The organism is Streptomyces sp. NPDC002476, assembly GCF_042889785.1.
Classification (GTDB): Bacteria; Actinomycetota; Actinomycetes; order Streptomycetales; family Streptomycetaceae; genus Streptomyces.
The window spans coordinates 12,656-36,517 of record NZ_JBIARH010000010.1; the positions used below are offsets into that span (position 1 = coordinate 12,656).

Here is a 23,862-nt window from a genome sequence, read left to right on the forward strand (position 1 = left end):
TTCCGAGCCCACCACCCACGCGCGAGGGTGTCAATGCACGGGGCGGTTGTGCCGCAAATGCCCGATGCGGTGGAGGTGGTGAGGGAGGATCGGCCATCGGCGTGGGCACCAAGGATGACGCCGAATGGCCGAAATCGACGGACGACTTGCGGAGAACCGGGCCCAGGGGAACGGAATGTGACTCGGGGCACGTTGAACTCGTTGCGACAACGCCTGCGTCTGCGGCCGGGGCCGCTGGGTAGGCGTGCTGTGCCCTGTTCCGCCACGGCCAGGAGGCCACCAATGCCCGCTGCCGCGCAGTTCCTGTTCTCCGCCCTCTCCCGACAGGCATCCGGTCCCGATCCGCTCCCCGGCCCGTCGTCGCCCGGCGCGTTCCCCGCGCCCGGACCCGGCCCGCTGACCAGCGAGCCGCCGCTCGCCGACGCGATACCCCTGACCAGCGAGCCCCCGCTCGCCGAGGCCACCCCGTTGACCAGCGAACCCCCGCTCGCCGTCAATGCCCCGCTGACCAGCGAGCCGGCCACCGCCGGCAGCACGTGGGGCATGGAGTCCCCAGGAGTCTGAATGGGCCTGTCCCGGCTCGCCGCACTGCACGGCGTCGCCACCTCCTACTCCCCGTCCGCCGGTGTCACGGTGTCCGTCCCCGACGACACCCTCGTCGCCGTGCTCGCCGCGCTCGGCGTGGACGCCGCCACCCCCGACTCGGTACGGGAGTCGCTCGTCGCCGCCGAGTCCGCCGCCCGCTCCGCGCTCCTCCCGCCGACGCTCGTGGTGTGGTCGGGGGAGCCGCCGCCCGCGGCGCTGACCGCCCTGCCGCCCGGCAGCACGCTCGACATCGCCCTTGAGGACGCCGGTGCGCCCCCGCCGCTCCCCGTGCGGATCAGGCCCGCCGGAGCGGGCGGCGGTACGGCCCCGGGCCGGGGCGCCCGTCCGGGCAGGACCACGAGCACGGGCGCGGGGGCGGCCGGTACGGGCACGGAGGCGGGCGGCGGCGCGGGCGGGCCGACGACCCCCGCCTGGTGGAGCGAACCGCCGCTCGGCGTGCACCGGTTGTCCGTGCGTACGCCGGGCGGCGGGAGCGCGGGCGCCACGCTCGTCGTCGCCCCGCCCCGGGCGCCGGGCCCGCCCGAGCGCTGCCACGGCTTCCTCGTACAGCTCTACTCGCTGCTCTCCACCCGCTCCTGGGGCATGGGCGACCTCGGCGACCTCGCCGATCTGGCCGCCTGGTCCGGGCGCGCCCTCGGCGCCGGGTTCATCCAGGTCAACCCGCTCCACGCAGCCGTGCCCGGCGATCCCACCGACCCGTCCCCGTACCGCCCCTCGTCCCGCCGCTTCCCCGACCCCGTCCATCTGCACGTCGAGTCGATCCCCGAGTACGGCCACGTACCCGACCGGGCCACCCTCGAAGACCTGCGGCAGGGCGCCGCCGCGCTCGGCGACACCGTCCTGGACAAGGGCGCCCTGATCGACCGGGACGCCGTCTGGGAGCTCAAGCGCCGGGCCCTCGAACTCGTCCGGGCCGTCCCCCTCACCCCGGGCCGCCGCGCCGCCTACTGCGACTTCCTGGCCGAACAGGGGCAGGCCCTGGAGGACCACGCCCTGTGGTGCGCCCTCGCCGAGGTGCACGGCCCCGACTGGCGCACCTGGCCGACCGCCCTGCGCGACCCCCGCTCCGAGGAGACCGCACGGGCCCGCCGCGCCCTGGCCGACCGGGTCGACTTCCACTGCCGGCTCGCCTGGCTGACCGACGAACAGCTCGCCGCCGCCCAGCGCGCGGCCCGGGACGCGGGGATGGCCGTCGGCATCGTCCACGACCTCGCCGTCGGCGTGCACCCCGGCGGCTCCGACGCCTGGGCCCTGCGGGACGCCTTCGCGCACGGCATGTCCGTCGGCGCGCCCCCGGACGCCTTCAACGCCCACGGCCAGGACTGGGGGCTGCCCCCGTGGCGCCCCGACGCCCTCGCCGCGTCCGGCTACGCCCCGTACCGCACACTGCTGCGCGGGCTCCTCGCCCACGCGGGGGCCCTGCGCATCGACCACGTGATGGGCCTGTTCCGGCTCTGGTGGGTGCCCGAGGGACGCCCGCCCACCGAGGGCACGTACGTCGGCCAGGACGCCGAGGCGATGCTCGCCGTCCTGGTGCTGGAGGCGCACCGCGCCGGGGCCGTCGTCGTGGGGGAGGACCTCGGCACGGTCGAGCCGTGGGTGCGCGAGACGCTGGCCCGCCGCGGCGTGCTCGGCACCTCCGTGCTCTGGTTCGAACGGGACTGGGACGGCACCGGCCGCCCGCTCGCCCCCGAGCAATGGCGCGAGAGCTGCCTGGCCACCGCCACCACGCACGACCTGCCGCCCACCGCCGCCCGGCTGACCGGCGACCACGTGGCGCTGCGCCACGGCCTCGGCCTGCTCACCCGCGGCCTCGCGGAGGAGCGGGCCGCGGAGGCCCACGACACCGCCGAGTGGCTCGGCCACCTCGCCCGGCTCCGGCTGCTCCCGGAGGGCGAGGGCGACGAGGAGGGCGCCGTCCGCGCCGTACACCGCTTCCTGCTGCGCACCCCCGCCCGCATGGTCGGCGTCTGGCTCCCCGACGCGCTCGGCGACCGCCGCCCGCAGAACGTTCCGGGCACCTGGGACCAGTACCCCAACTGGCGGCTGCCCCTCGCCGACGCGGAGGGTGACGCGGTCACCCTGGAGGGACTGGCCGCCGCGCCCCGGCTGCACCGGCTGATGGAGGTCTTCCGTCCGCGCGAGGAGCGCGGGACGGAGTGGCCGATGACGCGCACGGGGCCGGGGCCCCGGCCGTGACCCCGCCCTGATCCTGAGGCGTCCCGGCCTCGGGCGCGGGCGGCTCGTACGCGGCTCGCGCCTGGTTCGTACGAGGGCCGTACGCCGCCCGCCCGCGGTCACGAGGCCCGTACGGCACCCCCGGGCGCGCGCCCGCCGGGGGCGTTCGCTACGTTTGCACCGTGGACAAGAAGAACGCTATGCGCGCCGGCGCCGTCGCGACCGGAACGACGCTGATGATGCTGCTCATGTCGTCCCCCGCGCTCGCGCTCACCCGCGACGACGGTGACGACCCCGGTCCGGGCCTGAGCGTGATGGAGACGGTCGGCCTGTACGTCGTGGCCCCCATCGCCCTGTTCGTGGTCATCGCGGGCCTGGTCATGATCTTCGACAAGTCCAAGAAGCAGGCCTGACGAACCCCGGGGGGCAGGTCCGACGGGTCCGGGAGACGGACCCGTGCCCGGGCGATCGACCCATGTCGGGGAGACGCCCCGCCCCCGCCGAGTGCGCCGCCGGTACCCCGTGCCGAGCGGCGCGCACGCGTGTCCGGACGGCGAAGGCCCCGGGCCGTTCCCGGACCTCGCACTGTCCCTCGCCGCCCATGCCGGCGTGGTGATGCGCGTACCGGAGGCGGACCAGCCGCGGCGCCACGTGCCGACGGCGGTGCGGCAGGGTGCCGAGCGGGGGCCCGCGGTGTCCCGGTCCTCGCGGCGCTCGTCGGGACGGCCGCATCCTTCACTTCCACTGCACGGAGTGTGCAGTGACTTTCGATGGACCTGACAGGTCGGTGGTGGCGACAGTAGCCCCATGACCTTCGACCAGAACGAGAACCAGCAGGGGAAGTCCCGCGAGAACCACCACGAGAACGCCGCCGAGGACCCCCGCGCCAACGACGCGGCCCCGTACGGCGGCGGCGACCCGTACGCCGACTACCGCACCACCGACCTCCCGTTCACCCATCTCGTCGACCTCGCCGACCGCCGCCTCGGCGCGGGTGTGATCGCCGCCAACGACGAGTTCTTCGCCCAGCGCGAGAACCTCCTCGTCCCGCAGCGCGCGGTCTTCGACCCCGAGCGCTTCGGCCACAAGGGCAAGGTCATGGACGGCTGGGAGACCCGCCGTCGGCGCGGCGCGGACGCGCACCATCCGTTCCCGGCCCCGGACGAGCACGACTGGGCCCTGATCCGCCTCGGCGCCCCCGGCGTCATCCGCGGCATCGTCGTCGACACGGCCCACTTCCGCGGCAACTACCCGCAGCGCGTCTCGATCCAGGCGACGGCGGTCGACGGCGCCCCCGGCCCCGAGGAACTCCTCGCGGACGACGTGAAGTGGGAGGAGATCGTCCCGCCGACCCCGGTGCGCGGCCACGCCGCCAACGGCTTCGAGATCACCAGTGACCGCCGCCACACCCACCTGCGCCTCTGCCAGCACCCCGACGGCGGCATCGCCCGCCTCCGCGTCCACGGCGAGGTCCTGCCCGACCCTTCCTGGCTGGCCGCGCTCGGCACCTTCGACCTGGTGTCCGTGCTGAACGGCGGCAGTCACGAGGACGCCTCGGACCGCTTCTACTCCTCCCCGACCCAGATCATCCTGCCTGGCACCTCCCGCAGGATGGACGACGGCTGGGAGAACCGCCGTCGCCGGGTCCGCGACACGAACGACTGGGTCCGCTTCCGCCTCCCCGCCCAGGGCGCGGTCCGGGCGGTCGAGATCGACACCGCCTGCCTCAAGGGCAACGCGGCCGGCTGGATCGCCCTGCACGGCCGGAACGGCGAGACGGGCGAATGGTTCGAGATCATCCCCCGCACCCGCCTCCAGCCCGACACGCTCCACCGCTTCCCGCTCCGCGCCCGGGCGGTCGTCACCCACGTCCGCCTCGACGCCTTCCCCGACGGCGGCGTCGCCCGCATGCGCCTGCACGGCAGCCTCACGGAGACCGGCGCGGCCGATCTGGCCCGCCGCTACGAGCAGGCCCTGGCGTAACCCGTCCCCGGGGCCCGTGCCCCGGTACGTCCGGGAACGGAGAACGGAGACGCCCCGGACCGCGGCCGCGGTCCGGGGCGTCTCCGTTCTCCCGTACGGGTGTTACGCCGTGGCCGCCGCCGCGTCCGCCGCGCGGGCCCTCAGGGCGCGTTCCACGCCGGAGCGTGACTCGGAGATCAGGCGGCGCAGGGCCGCGCTCGGCTCCGCCGAGGACAGCCAGGCGTCCGTGGCGTCCAGGGTCTCCTGCGCGACCTGGACCGCCGGGTAGAGGCCGACGGCGATCTGCTGGGCCATCTCGTGGCTGCGGGACTCCCAGGCGCCCTTGACCGCCGCGAAGAACTTCTCCGTGTACGGGGCCAGCAGTTCGCGCTGGTCGGACTGGACGAAGCCGGCGATGACCGCCTCCTGGACGGCGTTCGGCAGCTTGTCGGACTCGACGACCGAGGCCCACGCCTCCGCCTTCGCCGCCTGGGTGGGGCGGGCCGCGCGGGCGGTCGCCGCGTGGCGCTCGCCCGCCGCCGTCCGGTCGCGCTCGTACTCGCCCGCGATCTCGTCCTCCTCGAAGACGCCGGTCGCGGCGAGCCGCTCGACGAACGCCCAGCGCAGCTCCGTGTCGACGGCCAGACCCTCGATGGTCTCCTTGCCGTCGAGCAGCGAGGACAGCAGGTCCAGCTGCTGCGGGGTGCGGGCGGTCGCCGCGAAGGCACGGGCCCAGGCCAGCTGGTGGTCGCTGCCCGGCTCCGCCGCGCGCAGGTGGGCGAGGGTCGCCTCGGTCCACCGGGCCAGACCGGCCTCGCGCCACTCCGGCGCCGCGTACAGGTCCAGGGCCAGCTTCACCTGGCGGTGCAGCGACTGGACGACGCCGATGTCCGACTCCTTGCCGATGCCGGAGAGCACCAGGGAGAGGTAGTCGCGGGTGGCCAGCTCGCCGTCGCGGGTCATGTCCCACGCGGAAGCCCAGCACAGGGCGCGGGGCAGGGACTCGGCGAAGTCGCCGAGGTGCTCGGTGACGACGCGCAGCGACTCCTCGTCGAGCCGGACCTTCGCGTACGAGAGGTCGTCGTCGTTGAGCAGGATCACGGCGGGACGGGCAGTGCCGGCCGGGAACGGCACGGTGGTGCGCTCGCCGTCGATGTCCAGCTCGATCCGGTTCGTACGGACCAGCTTGCCGGATTCGTCGAGATCGTAGGCGCCGATCGCGATCCGGTGCGGGCGCAGCGTCGGCTCGCCCTTCGCGCCCGCGGGCAGCGCCGGGGCCTCCTGGACGACCGTGAACGAGGTGACGTGGCCGTTCTCGTCGGTGGTGATCTCCGGGCGCAGGATGTTGATGCCCGCCGTCTCCAGCCACGCCTTGGACCAGGTCTTCAGGTCGCGGCCGGAGGTCTCCTCCAGCGCGCCCAGCAGGTCGGACAGACGGGTGTTGCCGTAGGCGTGCGCCTTGAAGTACGCCTGGACGCCCTTGAAGAACGCGTCCATGCCGACGTACGCCACCAGCTGCTTGAGGACCGAGGCGCCCTTGGCGTACGTGATCCCGTCGAAGTTGACCAGCACGTCGTCCAGGTCACGGATGTCCGCCATGATCGGGTGCGTGGAGGGCAGTTGGTCCTGGCGGTATGCCCACGTCTTCATGGAGTTGGCGAACGTCGTCCAGGAGTGCGGCCACTTCGAGCCCTCCGCGTACGCCTGGCAGGCGATCGACGTGTACGTGGCGAACGACTCGTTCAGCCACAGGTCGTTCCACCACTCCATGGTGACGAGGTCGCCGAACCACATGTGGGCCAGCTCGTGCAGGATGGTCTCGGCCCGCGTCTCGTACGCCGCGTCCGTCACCTTCGAGCGGAACACGTACTGGTCGCGGATGGTCACCGCGCCCGCGTTCTCCATCGCGCCCGCGTTGAACTCGGGCACGAACAGCTGGTCGTACTTGGCGAACGGGTAGTCGTAGTCGAACTTCTCCTGGAACCAGTCGAAGCCCTGCCGCGTCACGTCGAAGATCGCGTCCGCGTCGAGGTACTCGGCCAGCGACGGGCGGCAGTAGATGCCGAGCGGAACGGTCCGGCCGTCCTTCTCGTAGCTGCTGTGCACCGCGTGGTACGGGCCGGCGATCAGGGCCGTGATGTACGACGAGATGCGGGGCGTCGGCTCGAAGGACCAGACGTTGTCGCGCGGCTCGGGCGTCGGGGAGTTCGAGACGACCGTCCAGCCCTCCGGGGCCTTCACGGTGAACCGGAACGTTGCCTTCAGGTCGGGCTGCTCGAAGCTCGCGAAGACGCGCCGGGCGTCCGGAACCTCGAACTGGGTGTAGAGATATGCCTGCTGGTCGACCGGGTCGACGAAGCGGTGCAGGCCCTCCCCGCTGTTGGTGTACGCGCAGTCGGCGACGACCTTCAGCTCGTTGGAGCCCGCGACCAGGCCCGGGAGTGCGATGCGCGAGTCGTGGAACACGGCCGCGGCGTCCAGCGTCCTGCCGTTCAGCTCGACCTCGTGCACGGTCGGCGCGACCAGGTCGATGAAGGTCTCCGCACCGGCCTCGGCGGAGTCGAAGCGCACCGTGGTCACGGACCGGAAGGTGCCGCCCTCCTGCGCTCCGGAGAGGTCGAGATCGATCTCGTACGCGTCCACGGTCAGCAGGCGCGCCCGCTCCTGTGCCTCTTCGCGGGTCAGATTCGTGCCAGGCACGCGGTCATCTCCTTGGGTGTGACGTTTTCGGACATCCTTCCACGCCGCGGGTCCGGGCGGAGTGCGGAGGAACGCGAGTGGAGCGCGGATGGACGCGAGCGCGCGAAGGGGGCGGCCACCGCGTACGGTGGCCGCCCCCTCACGTGTGACGCGTCAGCCGTTCTTCAGCTCCGCCGCCACCAGCTCCGCGATCTGCACCGCGTTGAGTGCCGCGCCCTTGCGCAGGTTGTCGTTGGAGACGAAGAGCGCGAGGCCGTTGTCCACGGTCTCGTCGACCCGGATCCGGCCCACGTAGGAGGCGTCCTTGCCCGCCGCCTGGAGCGGGGTGGGGATCTCGGAGAGCTCGACGCCCGGGGCGTCCTTCAGCAGCTCGTAGGCGCGCTCGACGCCGATCGGGCGGGCGAAGCGCGCGTTGACCTGGAGCGAGTGGCCGGAGAAGACCGGGACCCGGACGCAGGTGCTGGACACCTTCAGCTCCGGGATCTCCAGGATCTTGCGGGACTCGTTGCGGAGCTTCTGCTCCTCGTCCGTCTCGAAGGAGCCGTCGTCGACGATCGAACCGGCCAGCGGCAGCACGTTGAACGCGATCGGGCGCTTGTAGACGGCGGGCTCGGGGAAGTCGACGGCCCCGCCGTCGTGGGTGAGCTTGTCGGCGTCGGCGACGACCTTGGACGCCTGGCCGTGCAGCTCCGCGACACCGGCCAGCCCGGAACCGGACACCGCCTGGTAGGTGGCGACGGTCAGCGCCTCCAGGCCGGCCTCCTCGTGCAGCGGGCGCAGCACCGGCATGGCGGCCATCGTGGTGCAGTTCGGGTTGGCGATGATGCCCTTGGGGCGGTCGGCGACCGCGTGCGGGTTGACCTCGGAGACCACCAGCGGGACCTCGGGGTCCTTGCGCCAGGCGGAGGAGTTGTCGATGACGACGGCGCCCTGCGAGGCGACCTTCTCGGCCAGTGCCTTCGAGGTCGCGCCACCGGCCGAGAACAGCACGATGTCCAGTCCGGTGTAGTCGGCCGTCGAGGCGTCCTCGACGGTGATCTCGCGGCCCTCCCACACGATGGTGGAGCCCGCGGAGCGCGCGGAGGCGAACAGCCGCAGCTCGTCGACCGGGAACTTCCGCTCGGCCAGGATCCCGCGCATGACTGTGCCGACCTGACCGGTCGCCCCGACGATTCCGACCTTCACGGGAACTCCTTCGAACGTACGAACTGGCACGGTTGCCGCTCCATGATGTGTATGGCGACGGCTTCCTTGTCCAATCCATTGTCCGGGGTGTGGACAGTGCACGCCCGCCCGGTCGTGCGCGGGGGTGCGGGAGCGGGGACGCGGCGCGTACGACAGTGGGGCGGGCGCTCCGCCGAGCGCCCGCCCCACTGTCGTACGGATCACATGCCGGACACGGTGTCCGTTACGGCGTGACCTTCTCGATCACGACGCTGCCGGTGCCCGCGATGGTGCCGCGGCTGTTCACCAGGTGCACCTCGCCGAAGAACTGCCGGCCCGCGGGGGCCGCGCCGGCGACCGTCACCTCGGCGGCGATCTCGGTGGAGGTGCCGCCCGCCAGGTTCACGGCCTTCGACTCGTCGACCTCGATCGTGCCGAGCGACGGCGCGTAGTACACGTCGCGGTAGTCGTAGGTGCTGGTTCCGGCGGGGACGCTGTAACCGTGCACGAGGACGGTGTACGTGCCGGCGGCGGGCTTCTCCATGCTGACCGCCTCCTCGGAGCCGGCCGTGGTGGACGCGGCGACCTGGGTGTCGCCCTTGAAGACGTACAGGTCCAGGTCCGCGTTGGCGTCCGAGGTGCCGCCGATGGCGACGTCCAGCTTCTCGACGCCCTCACCGATGGTGACCGTGTGCAGCTGCTCGTCACCCGTCTTGATCGTCGGCTTGGCGACCTTGGCCGAGCCCAGCGAACCGCCCTTGAGCGAGCCCACCAGGTCACCGGCGTTGTTGGTGGCCTTCCAGGTCACCGCGGCCGGGGTGCCGATCTTCGCCTCGGGAAGGGTCCGCACCGCCGGGTCGAAGGTGGCACCGAGCAGCGAGACGTCCAGCTTGTACGGGTTGTCCAGCAGCGGCGAGGTGCGGCGCGCCTCGACCTCGATCTCCCAGACGCCCGGCTGCGGGTCCTTGTAGGAGCGCACGTCGGGGCGGCAGGTGTTGGCCGGGTTCTCGTAGTTCGGGTAGCAGTTGATGGTGGAGCTGTTCTCCATCTGCACCCCGTACGGGTGGAGCGAGATGAAGCGGGTCTGGCTGCCGGAGCGCAGCCCGCTCAGCGCGACCTCAAGGGTCTTGGCGCCCTCCGGGACGGTCAGGAAGTACGACGTGCTGCTGTTGCGCTGCACCGATCCGGACGCCTTGAACGCGTAGGAGGGCTTTGCCAGCTCCGTGGAGACGACGACCGTGGTGAGGATCTGCTGGTCGACGCCGACGGTCTTCTTGTCGTCGACGCGCAGGATCGCGCTGTGCACGCCCTTGCTGCCCGGCTTCGCCTGGACCTTCACCGTGACCGGCCGGTCCAGCGGCAGGGAGACGACGGACGGGCCGACCAGCTTGAAGGTGCCGTCGTTGTTCTTCCACGACAGCTGGTGCCTGACGGCCTTGTCCGGACCCGTGGTGCGGGTGATCGTGACGTCGTACGTCTTCTTCTGGCCGGCCTTCAGGCCGCCCTCGCGGTCGTAGAGGCCGGTGCCGAAGCCCGGGGTCTTGAGCGCGAAGTCGATCGCGGTGTCGACCGGGGCCTTGACCTTGTACTCGTGCGCCGGGGTGCCCTGCTTCTCGATCAGCTTCCAGGCGCCGACGATGTCGATCAGACCGGAGCCCTGGGCGTGCGCGGGCACGTCCTTGATGTGGGTGGCGGAGCTGGTCAGCGCGGTGCGCAGATCGGCCGGCGGAAGCTCGATGTGCTTCTGCTTCGCGGCCGAGAGCAGCAGCGCGGTCGCGCCGGCGGCCTGCGGCGAGGCCATCGAGGTGCCCTGGAGCATGGAGTAGCCGGCCGGCAGGCCGTAGCCCGCCTCCTTGACCGGACCGCCGGGCAGCCAGGTCTGGGTGGTGTTGATCGCCGCGCCCGGGGCCGTCAAGGTCGGCGTGAAGCCGCCGTCCTCACGCGGACCGCGCGAGGAGAACGGCATCATGTCGTACTTCTTGGTGACGTTCGAGCCGTAGTTGGCGGCCCAGGTCTCCTTGGAGATGGACGCGCCGACGGAGATGACGTGGTCGGCGAGGCCGGGGTCGCCGATGGTGTTCACGCCCGGGCCGTTGTTGCCGGCCGAGATGACCAGCTGGACGCCGTAGATGTCGACGAGCCGCTTGTAGAGCTCCGCGCGGGCGTTGTTGCCGTCGTTCAGCGGCGGCAGGCCGCCGATCGACATGTTGACGACGTCGACACCGCGGTTCACGACGAGGTCGATCATGCCCTCGGTGAGCGCGATGTTGGTGCAGCCGCCGGACCAGGTGCAGGCGCGCGAGGAGACGATCTTCGCGCCGGGCGCGGCACCGTTCATCTTGCCGCCGAACAGGCCGTTCGCGGCGGTGATGCCCGCGACGTGGGTGCCGTGCTCGCTCTCGATGACGCCGATGTTGACGAAGTCGGCCGTGGCGCCCGCCGCGTTGTGGACGACGTTCTTGCGCGTCTCCACGGTGAACGGGATGCGCTCGGCGACATCGGTGCGCGGGTCGTCCTTGCCGAAGTAGGAGACCTGGTGCTTCTCCTTGTACGGCTTCAGGGCCGCGTCGTCGGTGAAGTCGGCGTTGTCGTTCAGGTCGACGCGCACGTCACCGGTGACCGGGTCGTACAGCACGGCCCACACGTCGGTGGTGTCGCCGTCGCGGTTCAGGTCGCCCGCCATGTCGCCGCCCTTGGTGGCGGCCTCGGCGAACAGGCTGATCCGGTAGTCGCCCTTGGGCGCCTTGTACGTGCGGCCCTGGTGCGTGAAGGCCGGGCCGGACACCGAGTCGGTCATCCGCAGCCAGGTGCCGTCGCCGTCGCTGACCGGGTCCGTGGCGGTCACCCAGTCGACGATCTTGCGCTCGCCCGTGGTGGTCTTCTGCAGCGCGGGGTGGCCGAGGTCGACACCGGAGTCGAGGACGCCGATGGTGATCCCGCGGCCGTCGGCCTTCGGGTGCCGCTCGACGAAGTCCACCGCGCCCGTCTCGAAGGACGGGTTGTACGGGTTCTTCGCCGGGGTCTTCCTGTCGGGCGCCGGGTAGCTGCCGGTCGCCTTCGTCCTCGTGGCCCCGGCGGCGCGGTCGCCCGCGGGCGTCGGGTCGTCCAGCTTGATCTCCTGCTTGAGATCGATGCCGTGGACGGAGGACAGCTTGGAGGCGGCCTTGATGGTCGCCTCGGCGCTCGCGGTCGGCACGGTGGCCCGTACGTAGCCGAGCTTGTCGTACGCGCGCCCCAGCACGGAGCCCTTGACGGCGTCCAGTTGCTTGGTGACCTGGGCGGTCGCACCGGGAGCGGTGGCGACCATCATCGTGATGTTCTTCTCGCCCTTGGCCTTGGCCTTGGCGAGAACCTCGGCGTCGTTCGCGCCGAGCTTGTCCTTCGAGGCGTCCTCGGCGGCGGACTTGACAGGACCGGGCGCGGGGTTGTCGACGGCGAAGACGGGGGCCGCGCCGGTGGCGGCGAGCGCGGCCACCAGGCCGGCGGCAGCCGCGACTCGGGCCGCGCGTCTCGCCCCGGGTATGAGGCTGGAGGACTCGGTGGTCATCTGCATCCCTGAAAGTGAAAGAAGAAGGTCCGGAATTCGGTACCGAATGACCGCTCACCCTTTCGTAAATGACAGGGGTTTGTGGAGAGTTGTAGGGGGTGAGATGTGGACATGGCGGTATCCCGCCACCGGGGCTGATATGCCATCAGGGATGAAACGGTGGATAGCGGCGCCTGTGGCGGGAGTTCGGCATGGTGCGGGCGGAGTCCGGCGCGCGTACGGAACGGGGTGTGCGCGGGTGCTGGCTGCGCGTGCGCGGCACGCGATGCGCGCATGGTCAGCGGGGCAGGATGATCACAGGGGCCGCCGGTGCGCGGTCCACCGCCGCGGACAGGGCCGTACGCACCACGACCGCCTGCTGTCCGGCCGCGGCGAGGAGCTTCTTCCGCTCCGGCGAGCCGGGCGGCGCCGCCGTGAACCCGTGCAGGGCGAGTGCGGCGAGTCCCGTGAGCATGGCCTCCCCGTACCCGGGGTCCGAGCCCGGCCGCGCCTGCCCGGCCATGCCCGGCGGCCCCTCCGCGCCCGCCCGCCCGGCCGCTCGTGTCCGTCCGCCCGTGCCCGACGGCCTGCCCGCGCCCGTTCGTCCGTGCGGCAGGTCGTGCGTGCCCCGGCGGCGGGAGGCCGGTGGACGGCCCGCGTACGGCAGGGCGGAGCGCAGCCGCTCCTCGTCGGACGGCGGCCCCGGGTGCAGGACGTACACACCGGGCAGCGGCTGCTGCCACGGGCCACCGGCGCCGCATCGCGCGGCGGCCTCGGCCGCGGACACGCCGTACGCCCTCAACTGTGCTGCGGACAGCACGCGTCGACGGACGTCGTCGGTGATGCGGAGGCGGCGGAGGGAGGGCGGGGCGCACGGGGAATTCGGTGTCATGTCTCCCGGTATGCCGCACCCGGCCCCGGCACCAACCCGCTGTTACACACCCGTCGGCGAACCGGGACGACGCAGTCCTGGAGCATGCGTGTCCCACGGCCGAAAAAGCACGCCTCGGGCGGCCGGACGGCAGAGGGCCGTTCCGGCGGAAGTCTCCGCCGGAACGGCCCTCTGGACGGCCCCCGACGACCTCCGGGCGCCCCGGACGGTCCGTCAGGCCGCCGCCGGTCCCGTCAGATTCCGGTCGGCGCGGTCGTGCTCGCGTCGCACGCCTGGGCCCGCAGCGCCCGCGCCAGATCGTCCCGCGCCTCCAGCACCAGCCGCCGCAGCGCCGGTGCCGCGTCCGCGTGGGCGGCCAGCCAGGCGTCCGTCGCCTCCAGCGTCGCGGGATTGTCCTGGAGCGCCGGGAACAGGCCCCGCACCACGTTCATCGCGGTCTGGATCGAGCGCTCGGCCCACACCCGCTCGATCGCCGCGAAGTACTTCTCCGCGTACGGCGCCAGCAGCTCGCGCTGCGAGGGCTGCCCGAAGCCCGTGATCACGGCCTCCGTCAGCGCGTTGGACAGCGCGTCCGACTCCACGACGTCCGCCCACGCGCGCGCCTTCACCTCGGCCGAGGGGCGCGAGGCCAGGCACCGCACCTGGTGCCGCTCCCCGGACGCCGTGTCGTCACGGGCCAGTTCGGTGTCGAGCACCGATGCGTCGACCACCCCGTGCGCGGCCAGCGGCGACAGGAACGCCCAGCGCAGCTCCTGGTCGACGTCCAGACCGTCGATGGCGGCCGAGCCGTCGAGCAGCCCCGACAACAGCCGGAAGTCCGCCTCCGAGTCGGCGACCGACGCGAAGAACCGCGCCCAGGCCAGCTGGTGCTCGCTGCCCGGACCGGCGACCCGCAGTTCGCGCAGCGCGCCCTCGGACAGTGCCCGGCCGCCCTCCTCGCGCCACTCGGGCGCCGCGTAGTGGGTCAGGGCCGTCCGGGTCCAGGCGTGCAGCATCTGCAGGACGCCGATGTCGGACTCCCGGCCGGCGAAGGCCAGCACGAGGGAGACGAAGTCGCGGGCCGGCATCAGGCCGTCGCGCGTCATGTTCCACAGCGCCGACCAGCACAGCGCCCGCGCGAGGGGGTTGGTCAGGTCACCGAGGTGCTCCCGCAGCGTCGCCAGCGACATCTCGTCGAAGCGGACCTTGCAGTACGTCAGGTCGTCGTCGTTGACCAGGATCAGCTCCGGGCGCTCCGCACCGGCCAGCTCCTCGACCACCGTGCGCGGCCCCGCCACGTCCACCTCGACGCGCGCGTAGCGCACCAGGTTTCCGTCGGCCGCCCGCCGGTACAGCCCGACCGCGACCCGGTGCGGGCGCAGCTCCGGGTGGGACTCGGCCGCCTCCTGGAGGACGGCCAGCTCCGTGAGCCGCCCCGCCGCGTCGTAGGTCGCCACCGGCGTCAGCGAGTTGACGCCCGCGGTCTGGAGCCAGGACCGGGACCAGGCGGTCATGTCGCGCCCGGAGGTCTCGGCCAGCACCGACAGCAGGTCGTCCAGCCGGGTGTTGCCGTAGGCGTGCTTCTTGAAGTAGCGCCGGGCGCCCTCCAGGAACGCGTCCCGGCCCACGTACGCCACCAGCTGCTTGAGCACCGAGGCGCCCTTGGCGTACGTGATGCCGTCGAAGTTCAGCTTGGCATCCTCCAGGTCACGGATGTCGGCCGTGATCGGGTGCGTGGACGGCAGCTGGTCGGCTCGGTACGCCCACGCCTTGCGGTTGTTGGCGAAGGTGATCCAGCCGTCCTCGAACCGGGTCGCCTCCACCATCGCGAAGACGCCCATGAAGTCCGCGAAGGACTCCTTCAGCCACAGGTCGTCCCACCACTGCATGGTGACCAGGTCGCCGAACCACATGTGCGCCATCTCGTGCAGGATGACGTTGGCCCGGCTCTCGTACGACGCCTGCGTCACCTTGCCGCGGAAGATGTACTCCTCGCGGAACGTCACGCAGCCCGGGTTCTCCATCGCGCCCAGGTTGTACTCGGGCACGAACGCCTGGTCGTACTTCCCGAAGGGGTACGGGTAGTCGAAGTGGTCGTGGAAGAAGTCCAGGCCCTGCTTGGTGATCAGGAAGACGTCGTCCGCGTCGAAGTGCTTGGCGAGCCCCTTGCGGCACATGGCGCCGAGCGGGATCTCCAGCGTGGTGCCGTCGTCGAACGCGCGGGTGTAGGAGTCGGTGACGTAGTGGTACGGACCGGCGACGACCGCCGTGATGTACGTCGAGATCGGCTTCGTCTCGGCGAACCGCCACACCCCGTCGTCCTGCGACTCGACGGGCCCGTTGCTCCAGACCGTCCAGCCCTCGGGCGCCGCCACCTCGAAGCGGAAGGGGGCCTTCAGGTCGGGCTGCTCGAAGTTCGCGAAGACCCGGCGCGCGTCGGCCGGCTCGTACTGCGTGTAGAGGTAGACCTCGCCGTCCTCCGGGTCGACGAACCGGTGCATGCCCTCGCCGGTCCGGCTGTACGCGCACTGCGCGTCGACCACCAGGAGGTTCTCGCCCTCCGGCAGGTCCTCCAGGGCCACCCGCGTGCCGTCGAAGACGGCGGCGGGGTCGAGCGGGCGCCCGTTCAGCGTCACCGCGTTCACGCTCGGCGCCACCAGATCCGCGAAGGCCGACGCCCCCGCCCGCGCGGTGCGGAACCGGATCGTCGTCACCGAGCGGAAGGTCAGCGGGCCGGGGGAGGCACCGTCGCCGGTCCCCTCGGACCCGCCCTCCCCGTCGGGCCCGCCGACGGCGGAACGCAGATCGAGAACGACCTCGTAACCGTCGACGCTCAGCAGCTCGGCCCGCTCGCGGGCCTCGTCGCGGGACAGGTTCTCACCGGGCACGGGCACACTCCTTTGTGTCACGTTCCTTTGTGTACGTTCGATTACTTTGATCCTCCCATGCCGTCGTCCGGTCGGGCGGCCACGTCGTCGACCGGCCGCGCGCGGGAATGAGCGGTGCGCACGACGGCGTTGTGCGGAGATGTGCGCACGCCCGCATGCGCGTATGCGGCACGGGCGCACGCCCGCATCACATGCGATGAGGTCCCGATGAGGAGAGAGATGTCCGAGAACAGCACGGCGACCGGCAGGACCCCTGTCGACTTCTGGTTCGACCCGCTCTGCCCCTGGGCGTGGATGACCTCCCGCTGGATGCTGGAGGTGGAGAAGGTCCGTGACGTCGAGGTCCGCTGGCATGTGATGAGCCTGGCCGTCCTCAACGAGGACAAGCTCGACGAGCTGCCCGAGGAGTACCGGGACATGCTGGAGAACCAGGCGTGGGGCCCGGTCCGCGTGGTCGTCGCCGCCCAGCAGAAGCACGGCGACGACATCGTCGGCCCGCTCTACACGGCGCTCGGCACCCGCTTCCACAACCGGGGCGAGGGCGCCACCCGCGAGGCGATCGTGGGCGCGCTGGAGGACGTCGGCCTGCCCGCCGAGCTGGCGGACCACGCGGACTCCGACACCTACGACACCGAGCTGCGCGCCTCCCACAAGGAGGGCATCGACAAGGTCGGCCAGGACGTCGGCACCCCGGTCATCGCCGTCCCGGGCGCGGACGGCGAGCAGATCGCCTTCTTCGGTCCGGTCGTCACTCCCGCCCCGAAGGGCGAGGAGGCGGCGAAGCTGTGGGACGGCACGCTGCTCGTGGCGTCGATCCCCGGCTTCTACGAGATCAAGCGGACGCGTACGCAGGGCCCGGTCTTCGACTGAGCCCGGCGGCAGTCCGGCGCCGGCCCGGTGACCGCCCGGCGACGGCGGCGCCGACCACGGCGCGACGACGAGGTGACGACGGGGGTGTGCGGGACCGGGCCATGAGCCGGCTCCGCACACCCCGGTGCCCCCGGGCAAGGGGGCCGATGGACCGGACGGCACGGGGACGACGGAGGGGTGGACGCATGGACCTGCGACCGGCACGGGCGCACGAGGCCGGGTTGCTGACCGAACTGGCACGGGAGTCGAAGGGGTACTGGGACTACGACGAGGCGTTCCTCGCCGCCTGCCGCGACGAGCTCACCCTGATTCCCGCCGACATCGAGCGCCGCCGCACGACGGTCGCCGAGGAGGACGGGCGTGTCCTCGGCTTCACCACTCTGGACGGCATCCCGCCCGAGGGCGCCCTCGGCATGATGTTCATCGCCCCCGACGCGATCGGCCGGGGCATCGGGCGGCGCCTGTTCGAGCACACTGCGGCAAAGGCCCGACGCCTCGGATTCGCCCGCCTCACCATCGACGCCGACCCGAACGCGGAGCCGTTCTACCGGGCGATGGGCGCGGTCCGGATCGGGGAGACCCCGTCGGGCTCGATCCCCGGGCGCGTGCTGCCGCTGATGGAGTACGTGCTCACTCCGCGCTGACACCCCGCCGCGTACCGGGCTCCGCGCCAGCCGTACCGGGGTCCACGGGACCGGGATCGGCGGGACCGGGGTTCCCACGCCCCGCGTCCGCCGGACCGGGATCGGCCGGACCGGGAGCCGCGGGCCCGGTGCCCGTCGGCCCGATGTCCGCCGCTTCCCTGTCCCGTCGCCCGGCCGCCGCCAGGGCCAGGGTGACCACGAGAGAAGCCCCCGCCATCACGGCCATCGCCGTTCCCGGCGAGGTCAGTTGGGCGACGGAGCCCGCGAGCGCCGCCGCGACCCCCTGCATGGTGAGCATGCCGGAGGCGTGCAGCCCGAGCGCCTGGCCGGTGATCCCGTCCGGGGTCAGGGCCATCAGCCGTTCCTGGAACAGCAGGCTCGCCGCGAACCCGACCGAGGCGAGCGCGGCCAGGGCGAGCGCGAACGGCAGCCCCGGACGCGCGGCGAACACCAGGTAGGGCGCGGCCAGGAGCAGCAGCAGCGGTGTGGCCGCCCGCCTCCGCAGCCCCGGAGCGGCGAACCGCCCCACCACCGTGTCCCCGACGAGCATCCCCAGCGCGGCGAAGGAGAAGAGGAGCCCCGCGTGCCCGGGGGCGTACGGGACGAACAGCGCCTCGCAGCCGACGACCAGCCCGTTCGGCACCCAGAGCGCGAGATACGTCCGGCGGCGCGGGCCCGAGGACCACAGCAGGGCGTTGACCCGCCAGGTCGCCGCGATCGACGGCCGTCCCGCGGCCCGGGGCGGGCGGCGTGCCAGTCCGAACCGGGCGACGGCCGCCCCGACCGGGTACAGCGCGGCGGCCACCAGCAGCGCACCGCGCGCCGACAGCGCCGCCACCAGGAGCCCGCCGACCGCGTACCCGCCGACCTGCGCCAGACCGGTGCACATGTTCAGCACCGAACGCCCCAGCAGATAGCCGTCCTTGGGCAGAATCTCGTTGAGCAGCCCGTACCGCACCCCGCCGCCCACCGCGGCGACCACCCCCACCACCAGGATGATCGAGAAGACGGCCGGCAGCGGAAGCCCGGGAACGGCCAGGACAGCGGTCGCCGCCCCGAAGGCGAGCGCCATGCCGGTCATCGCGGCCCGAGGTGGCAGCCGGTCCGCCGCCGACATCAGCAGGGTCGCCCCGATCATCTGGGCCAGCGAGGATCCGAACATGGACAGGGCGGCCAGCAGCGGCGAGGCGGTGGCGGAGTAGACGAGGATGCCGAGGGCCGGCCCGCTCACCGTCGAGGCAGCGACGTGGATGGCGCTGAACGCGAAGAGCGGCCGGAACTGGGGCACCCGGAAGAGTTCCCGATAGGTGCGCATGCGGGGAGTCTCGGCAGGCGTCGGCGTGGGCCGATACTGTTTCGCGCGGAGGCGAAACGTCATGGGCCTGTGGGAGATCAACACGGACACGCTCGCCGGGAGCCGGTTCGTCGTCTCGCCGCTCACCGAGACCGTCGCCGCCCTTCAGTCCCTGGAACGCGGCCAGGCCCAGCACCCTGGCGAACGCGCCTGGCTCGACACCCATCTGCCCGCCTACCGCGCCCGTCGGGCCGCCGACCCGGTGGCCGCGCTGCTGGTCCCGGTGGCGCTCTGCGGCAGTTGGAACGCGGACTTCATCACGCCCACCCCGACGGGCGAGGACACTCCGTCCTTCGAGGAGGAGCTGGCCCCGGTCCGGGCCACCTCGCCCGAGCGCGCTCGGGCCGACCTGATGGTGTCCCTGGGCGGCCGTCCGCTTCCCGCGCTCCTGGACCGCGACGACCTGGCCGGGCGCGCCGCCGACGTCCTGCACTGGGTCTGGCACCGCACCGTCCTGCCGGACTGGCCGCGTCGTCGCCGGATCATGGAGGCGGACGTGGTCGCACGGACCGGGCAGCTGAGCCGGGACGGCTGGGCCGCCGCCCTCAGCGGTCTGCGCCCGGGGATGCGGTGGCTCGGCGGCAGCCGGCTCCGGATCAACGCGCACGACTACCCGCCGAAGCGACTGTCCGGGGCGCGGCTGCTCCTCGTACCGGTCACGCAGAAGGCGGGCTGGGTGTCCTGGGCCGACGACGCCCTGCGGTACGCGATCGTCTACCCGTGCTCGGGCACCCTGGCCGACGCGGACCGGGTACGGGTGCCGGACGCGCTGGGCCGGCTGCTCGGCCCCGCGCGGGCGGCGGTCCTGGTCCTCCTCGCGCAGCCCAAGAGCACCACCCAGCTCGTGGCGCTGACCGGACAGGGCCTGGGCTCGGTGGGCCGCCACCTCAAGGTGCTGCTGGACTCCGGTCTGGTGGACCGGCGCCGGGCCGGGCGGTCGGTGCTGTACTTCCGTACGGACGCGGGGGACGTGCTGGTGGACGCGGGGCGGGAAGGCTGCGGAGACGGCGGGCCCGCCGCCCGCGCGGGGCGGGCATAGGCTGCGGCCAGCACATCGGAGCCGGGAGGTGATGGGCGCCGAACGCCGGTCGCCGTAACCGCCGTTGAGCGAACGAAGACGACAAGGGGTCGAGCGAGGGGGAGAGAGCATGGCGGACCGGAGCGGCCGGCGCGGCAGCGGCGACGGGAGCGGCACGGGCGGAAAGGGGCGGCGGACGGCGGACCCGGCAGAGCTGGGCCGGGTGATCGCGCGCTACCGGGAACGCCCGACGATGGGCAAGGTCGCCATGACCGTCGTCCCGGCGGTCGCGTTCTTCCTGTTCCTGGGCGAATCCTTCGCCACGCACGGCATCGGTCACCTCGTGTTCGACGCCGTCTGCGTGCTGCTGTCCGGCTGGGGGGCGGTCGGACTGGTCCGTTCCTTCGCCTCCTGGCTGGACCTGTACGAGGACGGGATCGTCTGCCGGGGGCGGCACAAGGTGCGGTGGGCGTACAAGTGGGAGGAGTTCCACGACGTCACGCTGACCCGCGAGGCCACGTACGTCAACGGGTCGTCGCGACCGCTGTCGGACAAGGTCGTCGCCCGTATGGAGACGGCGCCCGGGCCGGGGATCGAGGAGTTGTCCGGAAACTACTTCCTCCCCGACCTCGGCGGCGGCCTCCTGCGCACGTATCTGCGGTCCGCGGACAACCTCACGCCGATGTTCGCCGGGATCATCGACCGCGTCGTCGAGGCGCGGGTGCGGCTCGTCCTGCGCGAACTGGCCGAGGGCGGCGACGTCAGGTACAGCCCCTTCGAGATCGGCGCCACGTACTTCTACCTCGACGGCGCCGCCGACGAGATCCCCTGGGACGAGGTCACCCGGATCGGCGTGGGGCACGACGAGATCGCCATCACCGTCCCCCACCTCCTGCGCCGCATGGAGGGTGTCAAGCTCAAGGCGGACGGCAGCCGGGAGCACTACCGGGTCGGCAGGGACAACACCCTGTACATCGGGTCCAAGGGCATGAGCCGGTGCCGCAAGGAGATCATCTGGTCCGTCATGACCCACATCGCGGACTCCCTCGACACGGGCCGGGACAACAGCGTGGACACAGGGGCCCGTTGAGCCGGTGACATGCCCCGCACCTGCGGGCAGGGCCCCGTCCGCACCCGTACGTACGTGCTGCGGGTGCGGACGGACGGTCCACGGCCGGGGAGCCCGGCCCTCAGGGCGATTCGCGCTGTCCGATGGGCAGTTGGGCCCACACGGTCTTGCCCGGATCACGCGGTCGTACGCCCCACTTCGCTGCGAGGGCGTCGACGATGACCAGGCCCCGGCCCGAAGGGTCGTCCAGCGACGGCGTGCGCAGTCACCTTCCTTCGTCGCCTTCTCCTATGCGCGCGAGACGGCACCGGAAGCGACTGACTCGGACTGAAAGGGGTGGGCGTGGTTGACACGAGAGGGTGCCGGGCTTGGCGCGCGGGCGGGGCCCATACCCCGGAACGACCCTCTATGCGTGCCCGGCGGGGAACTTGCCCCGGCCCCTGCCCGGGCAGCTGGCGTGCGGTCAAGAGTAACCATTCGGCCAGCATCCTCACGGAACCGGACATACCGTGTGAGGTGCGTCAACAGTGACTATTCCGCCTGGTAGTCATGGCCTGTCGTACTGACCCCGCCGGTGCGCATGGCCTCGTAGGAAGGGCGCGCATCGGCCTGCCGGAACGAGGTATGCCCGTGAGGTTGTTCCGCCGCGCCGTCGGCCGGTCCGCCGCCACTCTCGCCACAGCGCTCGCCGCCGCGCTCTCCCTGACCGCGTTCGGCGGCACCGCCGTCGCGGCCGGGGCCGCACCCGCATCCGTCGCGGCCCAGGCATCCACCACCGCCGTCGGGCCCGTCAAGCTCTACGTCAAGGGCTTCGGCAGCGGCCCGCTGAACGTCGCCGAGCAGTCCGCCCGGCAGAGCGGACTCGATGCGGCGGTCGCCCGCGGCTTCGCGCGCTCCGACTGCCGGGTGAGCGCCGGCCCCGCCGTCGTCAACTCGCTCCCGAACGGGTGGGTGCAGGTGCACATCGAGTACCTGTGCACCGGGGAGCCCAATGTGGGCTCCCCGACCTTCGTGCTCTACCGCTACCACAAGAAGTCCGACACCCTGAGCACCCCGTGGGACGCCCCCGTCGGCTACGACCTCCAGGGCCCGCTGGGCACCCTGTTCACCGCGCCCAACCCGGACACCATGCCCCTCTACCTCTGCCAGGTGCGCGGCGACCACTTCGCCACCACCGACGTCGGCTGCGAGGGCCAGACGTATGTGACGCGCCTCGGCTGGCTGTACGCCGCACCGCCCGCCGGGACGCCGAGCCTGCCGCTGCTGCGCTGCCTGCGCAAGGAGAATCGGCAGATCTTCGAGTCCCACCAGGCCGACTGCGAGGGGCAGATCATGGGCGGGACGCTCGGCTACCTCCTGCCCTGACCACTCCTTCGCTCGCCTCGCCTCGCCTCGCCTCGCCCCGACCCGGTCCGGTTCGTTCCGGCCCAGGTCGGGGCGACCGTATGGACTCTCAGCGACCGAGCCACTCCGCGACCTCGACGGTGTCCCCGACGCTCACCACGCCCTCGCACACCACCGCGTTCTTCGCGCCGAAGCTGACCTTGTTCTTGTACTCGGGCTCGCGGCGGTACGTCGACAGGGTCCGGATCGGCTCCGGGCCCGCGCGGCGGCCGGTGCGCTGGTCGACCATCGGGACGGCGCACCGCGTCGCCCGTACGGAATGGGCGAGTTCCACCGTGCCGAGGGTCATCCGGCGCACCCGGTCCTCGAAGTGCGGCTCGTCGTCGCCGGCCAGGACGATGTTGGCGCGGAAGCGGTCCATCGGGACGGGCGCCGCGTCGCCCCGGGCGGTGATACGGGAGTTGAGACCGTCCAGGGAGGCCGTCGAGGCGACCAGCACCGCGTGCGCGTCGGCGAAGTTGACCTTGCCGGGGGTGTCGCCCCAGCCGTCCCGGTCGAAGCCGGGCGCCACCCGGACCAGGCGGGACGTGGCGCCGAGCGCGTCCGAGAACCACTCCGCGGCCTCGTCCCCCTGGTCGGCGGCGACGCCGAGCGGGCGGTCGAACATGCTGACCTCGCGGCGCGGGCCGTCCGGGACGACGTCCACCCGCAGCGGCTCGACGCCCTCGGCGGAGAGCGCCAACGCCGCGCCGCCGTTCAGGACTTCGACCCCGATCGCGGCCATCGCGGGGTGCGTGCGCTGGCTGCGGAACGCGCCGTTTGTCGCGTCCACCACCATGAACGTGCGGTCGTGTTCGAGACCGGTTCCCAGCACCCGCGCGGAATCGACGGCGGTTCCGGCGCAGCCCTTGACCGGGTAGTAGGTGAGTTCGCGAACGGTGATGGTCACGGTGTCCCCTCCGGGGCGGCCGCTTCGAGCTCGTCGACGCTGCCGGACATGATGGTGCGGATGTGGCGGGTGAGATGGTCGACGGGCCAGTCCCACCAGGCCACGGCGAGCAGCCGGGCGATGGTCTCCTCGTCGTGGCGGGTGCGGATCAGCCGGGCGGGGTTCCCGCCGACGATGCCGTAGTCGGGCACGTCGGAGGTGACGACCGAACCGGCGCCGATGATCGCGCCGTGTCCGATCCGCACGCCGGGCATCACCGTGGCGCCGTATCCGAACCAGACGTCGTTGCCGACGACCGTGTCGCCCCGGTTCGGCAGTCCGGTCAGCAGGTCGAAGTGCTCGGCCCAGGAACCGCCCATGGACGGGAACGGGAACGTGGACGGGCCGTCCATCCGGTGGTTGGCGCCATTCATGATGAACCGCACTCCGGTGCCCAGCGCGCAGAACTTCCCGATGACGAGCCGCTCCGGGCCGTAGTGGTAGAGCACGTTGCGGGTCTCGAAAGCGGTCGGGTCGTCCGGGTCGTCGTAGTACGAGAAGTCCCCGACCTCGATCAGTCCGGACTTCACCAGGGGCTTCAGCAGCACGACCCTGGGCTGTCCCGGCATCGGATGGAGCACGGTGGGATCGGCAGGGGCCGCAGGGGCGGTGGGGTTGTCGGGGGCGGGACTCATGGCCCCCATCATCGCATCCGGCCGTCTGGGGTAAGTTCCTTTTGG

The 23,862-nt window shown here is 72.3% G+C and carries 17 protein-coding genes; 9 read left to right on the forward strand and 8 right to left on the reverse strand.

Features of this window, described 5'->3' with window-relative positions; translation table 11 throughout:
- Window positions 1-282 precede the first annotated feature (282 nt).
- From ACFYXM_RS14410 to alc, 4 genes are all read left to right on the forward strand, one after another.
- The gene (locus ACFYXM_RS14410; RefSeq protein ID WP_389289324.1) at window positions 283-564 is read left to right on the forward strand and encodes a hypothetical protein; all 282 of its coding nucleotides are present in this window, start codon (window positions 283-285) and stop codon (window positions 562-564) included.
- Window positions 565-2,805, forward strand: coding sequence for a 4-alpha-glucanotransferase (malQ, locus tag ACFYXM_RS14415; protein WP_389289325.1), 2,241 nt, complete (start codon window positions 565-567; stop codon window positions 2,803-2,805). It begins immediately after the preceding gene.
- Between the two features lie 161 nt (window positions 2,806-2,966).
- Window positions 2,967-3,197 (forward strand): hypothetical protein, encoded by a 231-nt coding sequence (locus ACFYXM_RS14420; protein WP_389289326.1) that lies wholly within the window; start codon window positions 2,967-2,969, stop codon window positions 3,195-3,197.
- Window positions 3,198-3,591: 394 nt separating this feature from the next.
- Window positions 3,592-4,767 carry an allantoicase gene (gene alc / locus ACFYXM_RS14425; protein ID WP_389289327.1) on the forward strand — a complete coding sequence of 392 codons (1,176 nt, stop codon included), beginning with the start codon at window positions 3,592-3,594 and terminating at the stop codon, window positions 4,765-4,767.
- Between the two features lie 102 nt (window positions 4,768-4,869).
- Here the strand turns inward: alc and pepN (ACFYXM_RS14430) are convergent, their stop codons facing one another.
- From pepN (ACFYXM_RS14430) to pepN (ACFYXM_RS14450), 5 genes are all read right to left on the reverse strand, one after another.
- Entirely contained in the window at window positions 4,870-7,446 is a 2,577-nt protein-coding gene (gene pepN / locus ACFYXM_RS14430; protein WP_389289328.1) for an aminopeptidase N, read from the reverse strand.
- 153 nt (window positions 7,447-7,599) lie between these two features.
- Window positions 7,600-8,631: an aspartate-semialdehyde dehydrogenase gene (locus ACFYXM_RS14435; protein ID WP_389289329.1), complete on the reverse strand. Its 1,032-nt coding sequence runs from the start codon at window positions 8,629-8,631 to the stop codon at window positions 7,600-7,602.
- 223 nt (window positions 8,632-8,854) lie between these two features.
- Entirely contained in the window at window positions 8,855-12,163 is a 3,309-nt protein-coding gene (locus tag ACFYXM_RS14440) for a S8 family serine peptidase (protein WP_389289330.1), read from the reverse strand.
- 271 nt (window positions 12,164-12,434) lie between these two features.
- On the reverse strand, window positions 12,435-13,028 hold the full coding sequence (locus tag ACFYXM_RS14445; RefSeq protein WP_389289331.1) for a hypothetical protein: 594 nt from the start codon (window positions 13,026-13,028) through the stop codon (window positions 12,435-12,437).
- A gap of 233 nt (window positions 13,029-13,261) precedes the next feature.
- The gene (pepN, locus tag ACFYXM_RS14450; RefSeq protein ID WP_389289332.1) at window positions 13,262-15,895 is read right to left on the reverse strand and encodes an aminopeptidase N; all 2,634 of its coding nucleotides are present in this window, start codon (window positions 15,893-15,895) and stop codon (window positions 13,262-13,264) included.
- Window positions 15,896-16,114: 219 nt separating this feature from the next.
- On the opposite strand from pepN (ACFYXM_RS14450), the gene ACFYXM_RS14455 reads away from it, so the two are divergent.
- Window positions 16,115-16,765 (forward strand): DsbA family protein, encoded by a 651-nt coding sequence (locus tag ACFYXM_RS14455; RefSeq protein ID WP_389289333.1) that lies wholly within the window; start codon window positions 16,115-16,117, stop codon window positions 16,763-16,765.
- A 185-nt stretch (window positions 16,766-16,950) separates the two neighbouring features.
- Entirely contained in the window at window positions 16,951-17,409 is a 459-nt protein-coding gene (locus ACFYXM_RS14460; protein ID WP_389289334.1) for a GNAT family N-acetyltransferase, read from the forward strand.
- On the opposite strand, the gene ACFYXM_RS14465 is transcribed toward ACFYXM_RS14460, so the two are convergent.
- Complete coding sequence (locus ACFYXM_RS14465; RefSeq protein ID WP_389289335.1) at window positions 17,396-18,724, reverse strand: MFS transporter; 1,329 nt, start codon at window positions 18,722-18,724, stop codon at window positions 17,396-17,398. The two genes, ACFYXM_RS14460 and ACFYXM_RS14465, sit on opposite strands and share 14 nt — an antisense overlap.
- A 61-nt stretch (window positions 18,725-18,785) precedes the next feature.
- Here ACFYXM_RS14465 and ACFYXM_RS14470 point away from each other — a divergent pair, with 61 nt between their 5' ends.
- From ACFYXM_RS14470 to ACFYXM_RS14480, 3 genes are all read left to right on the forward strand, one after another.
- A complete protein-coding gene (locus ACFYXM_RS14470; RefSeq protein WP_389289336.1) occupies window positions 18,786-19,802 on the forward strand; it encodes an ArsR/SmtB family transcription factor in 1,017 nt (338 codons plus the stop codon).
- Window positions 19,803-19,911: 109 nt separating this feature from the next.
- Entirely contained in the window at window positions 19,912-20,871 is a 960-nt protein-coding gene (locus tag ACFYXM_RS14475) for a hypothetical protein (protein WP_389289337.1), read from the forward strand.
- A 609-nt stretch (window positions 20,872-21,480) separates the two neighbouring features.
- Complete coding sequence (locus ACFYXM_RS14480; protein WP_389289338.1) at window positions 21,481-22,215, forward strand: hypothetical protein; 735 nt, start codon at window positions 21,481-21,483, stop codon at window positions 22,213-22,215.
- A gap of 88 nt (window positions 22,216-22,303) precedes the next feature.
- On the opposite strand, the gene ACFYXM_RS14485 is transcribed toward ACFYXM_RS14480, so the two are convergent.
- Together ACFYXM_RS14485 and ACFYXM_RS14490 are read right to left on the reverse strand one after the other, a co-directional pair.
- Window positions 22,304-23,143, reverse strand: coding sequence for an MOSC domain-containing protein (locus ACFYXM_RS14485; RefSeq protein ID WP_389289339.1), 840 nt, complete (start codon window positions 23,141-23,143; stop codon window positions 22,304-22,306).
- Window positions 23,140-23,817, reverse strand: coding sequence for a CatB-related O-acetyltransferase (locus ACFYXM_RS14490; protein WP_384418399.1), 678 nt, complete (start codon window positions 23,815-23,817; stop codon window positions 23,140-23,142). Before ACFYXM_RS14490 ends, ACFYXM_RS14485 begins: the two co-directional genes overlap by 4 nt.
- Window positions 23,818-23,862 lie beyond the last annotated feature (45 nt).

What these genes read in the sequence shown, in the direction of transcription:
- ACFYXM_RS14410 (WP_389289324.1), top strand. Translation starts at nt 283, where the DNA reads ATGCCCGCTGCCGCGCAGTTCCTGTTCTCCGCCCTCTCCCGACAGGCA.
- malQ (WP_389289325.1), top strand. Translation starts at nt 565, where the DNA reads ATGGGCCTGTCCCGGCTCGCCGCACTGCACGGCGTCGCCACCTCCTAC.
- alc (WP_389289327.1), top strand. Translation starts at nt 3,592, where the DNA reads ATGACCTTCGACCAGAACGAGAACCAGCAGGGGAAGTCCCGCGAGAAC.
- ACFYXM_RS14440 (WP_389289330.1), bottom strand. Translation starts at nt 12,163, where the DNA reads ATGCAGATGACCACCGAGTCCTCCAGCCTCATACCCGGGGCGAGACGC.
- ACFYXM_RS14445 (WP_389289331.1), bottom strand. Translation starts at nt 13,028, where the DNA reads ATGACACCGAATTCCCCGTGCGCCCCGCCCTCCCTCCGCCGCCTCCGC.
- ACFYXM_RS14455 (WP_389289333.1), top strand. Translation starts at nt 16,115, where the DNA reads ATGTCCGAGAACAGCACGGCGACCGGCAGGACCCCTGTCGACTTCTGG.
- ACFYXM_RS14460 (WP_389289334.1), top strand. Translation starts at nt 16,951, where the DNA reads ATGGACCTGCGACCGGCACGGGCGCACGAGGCCGGGTTGCTGACCGAA.
- ACFYXM_RS14465 (WP_389289335.1), bottom strand. Translation starts at nt 18,724, where the DNA reads ATGCGCACCTATCGGGAACTCTTCCGGGTGCCCCAGTTCCGGCCGCTC.
- ACFYXM_RS14470 (WP_389289336.1), top strand. Translation starts at nt 18,786, where the DNA reads ATGGGCCTGTGGGAGATCAACACGGACACGCTCGCCGGGAGCCGGTTC.
- ACFYXM_RS14475 (WP_389289337.1), top strand. Translation starts at nt 19,912, where the DNA reads ATGGCGGACCGGAGCGGCCGGCGCGGCAGCGGCGACGGGAGCGGCACG.
- ACFYXM_RS14490 (WP_384418399.1), bottom strand. Translation starts at nt 23,817, where the DNA reads ATGAGTCCCGCCCCCGACAACCCCACCGCCCCTGCGGCCCCTGCCGAT.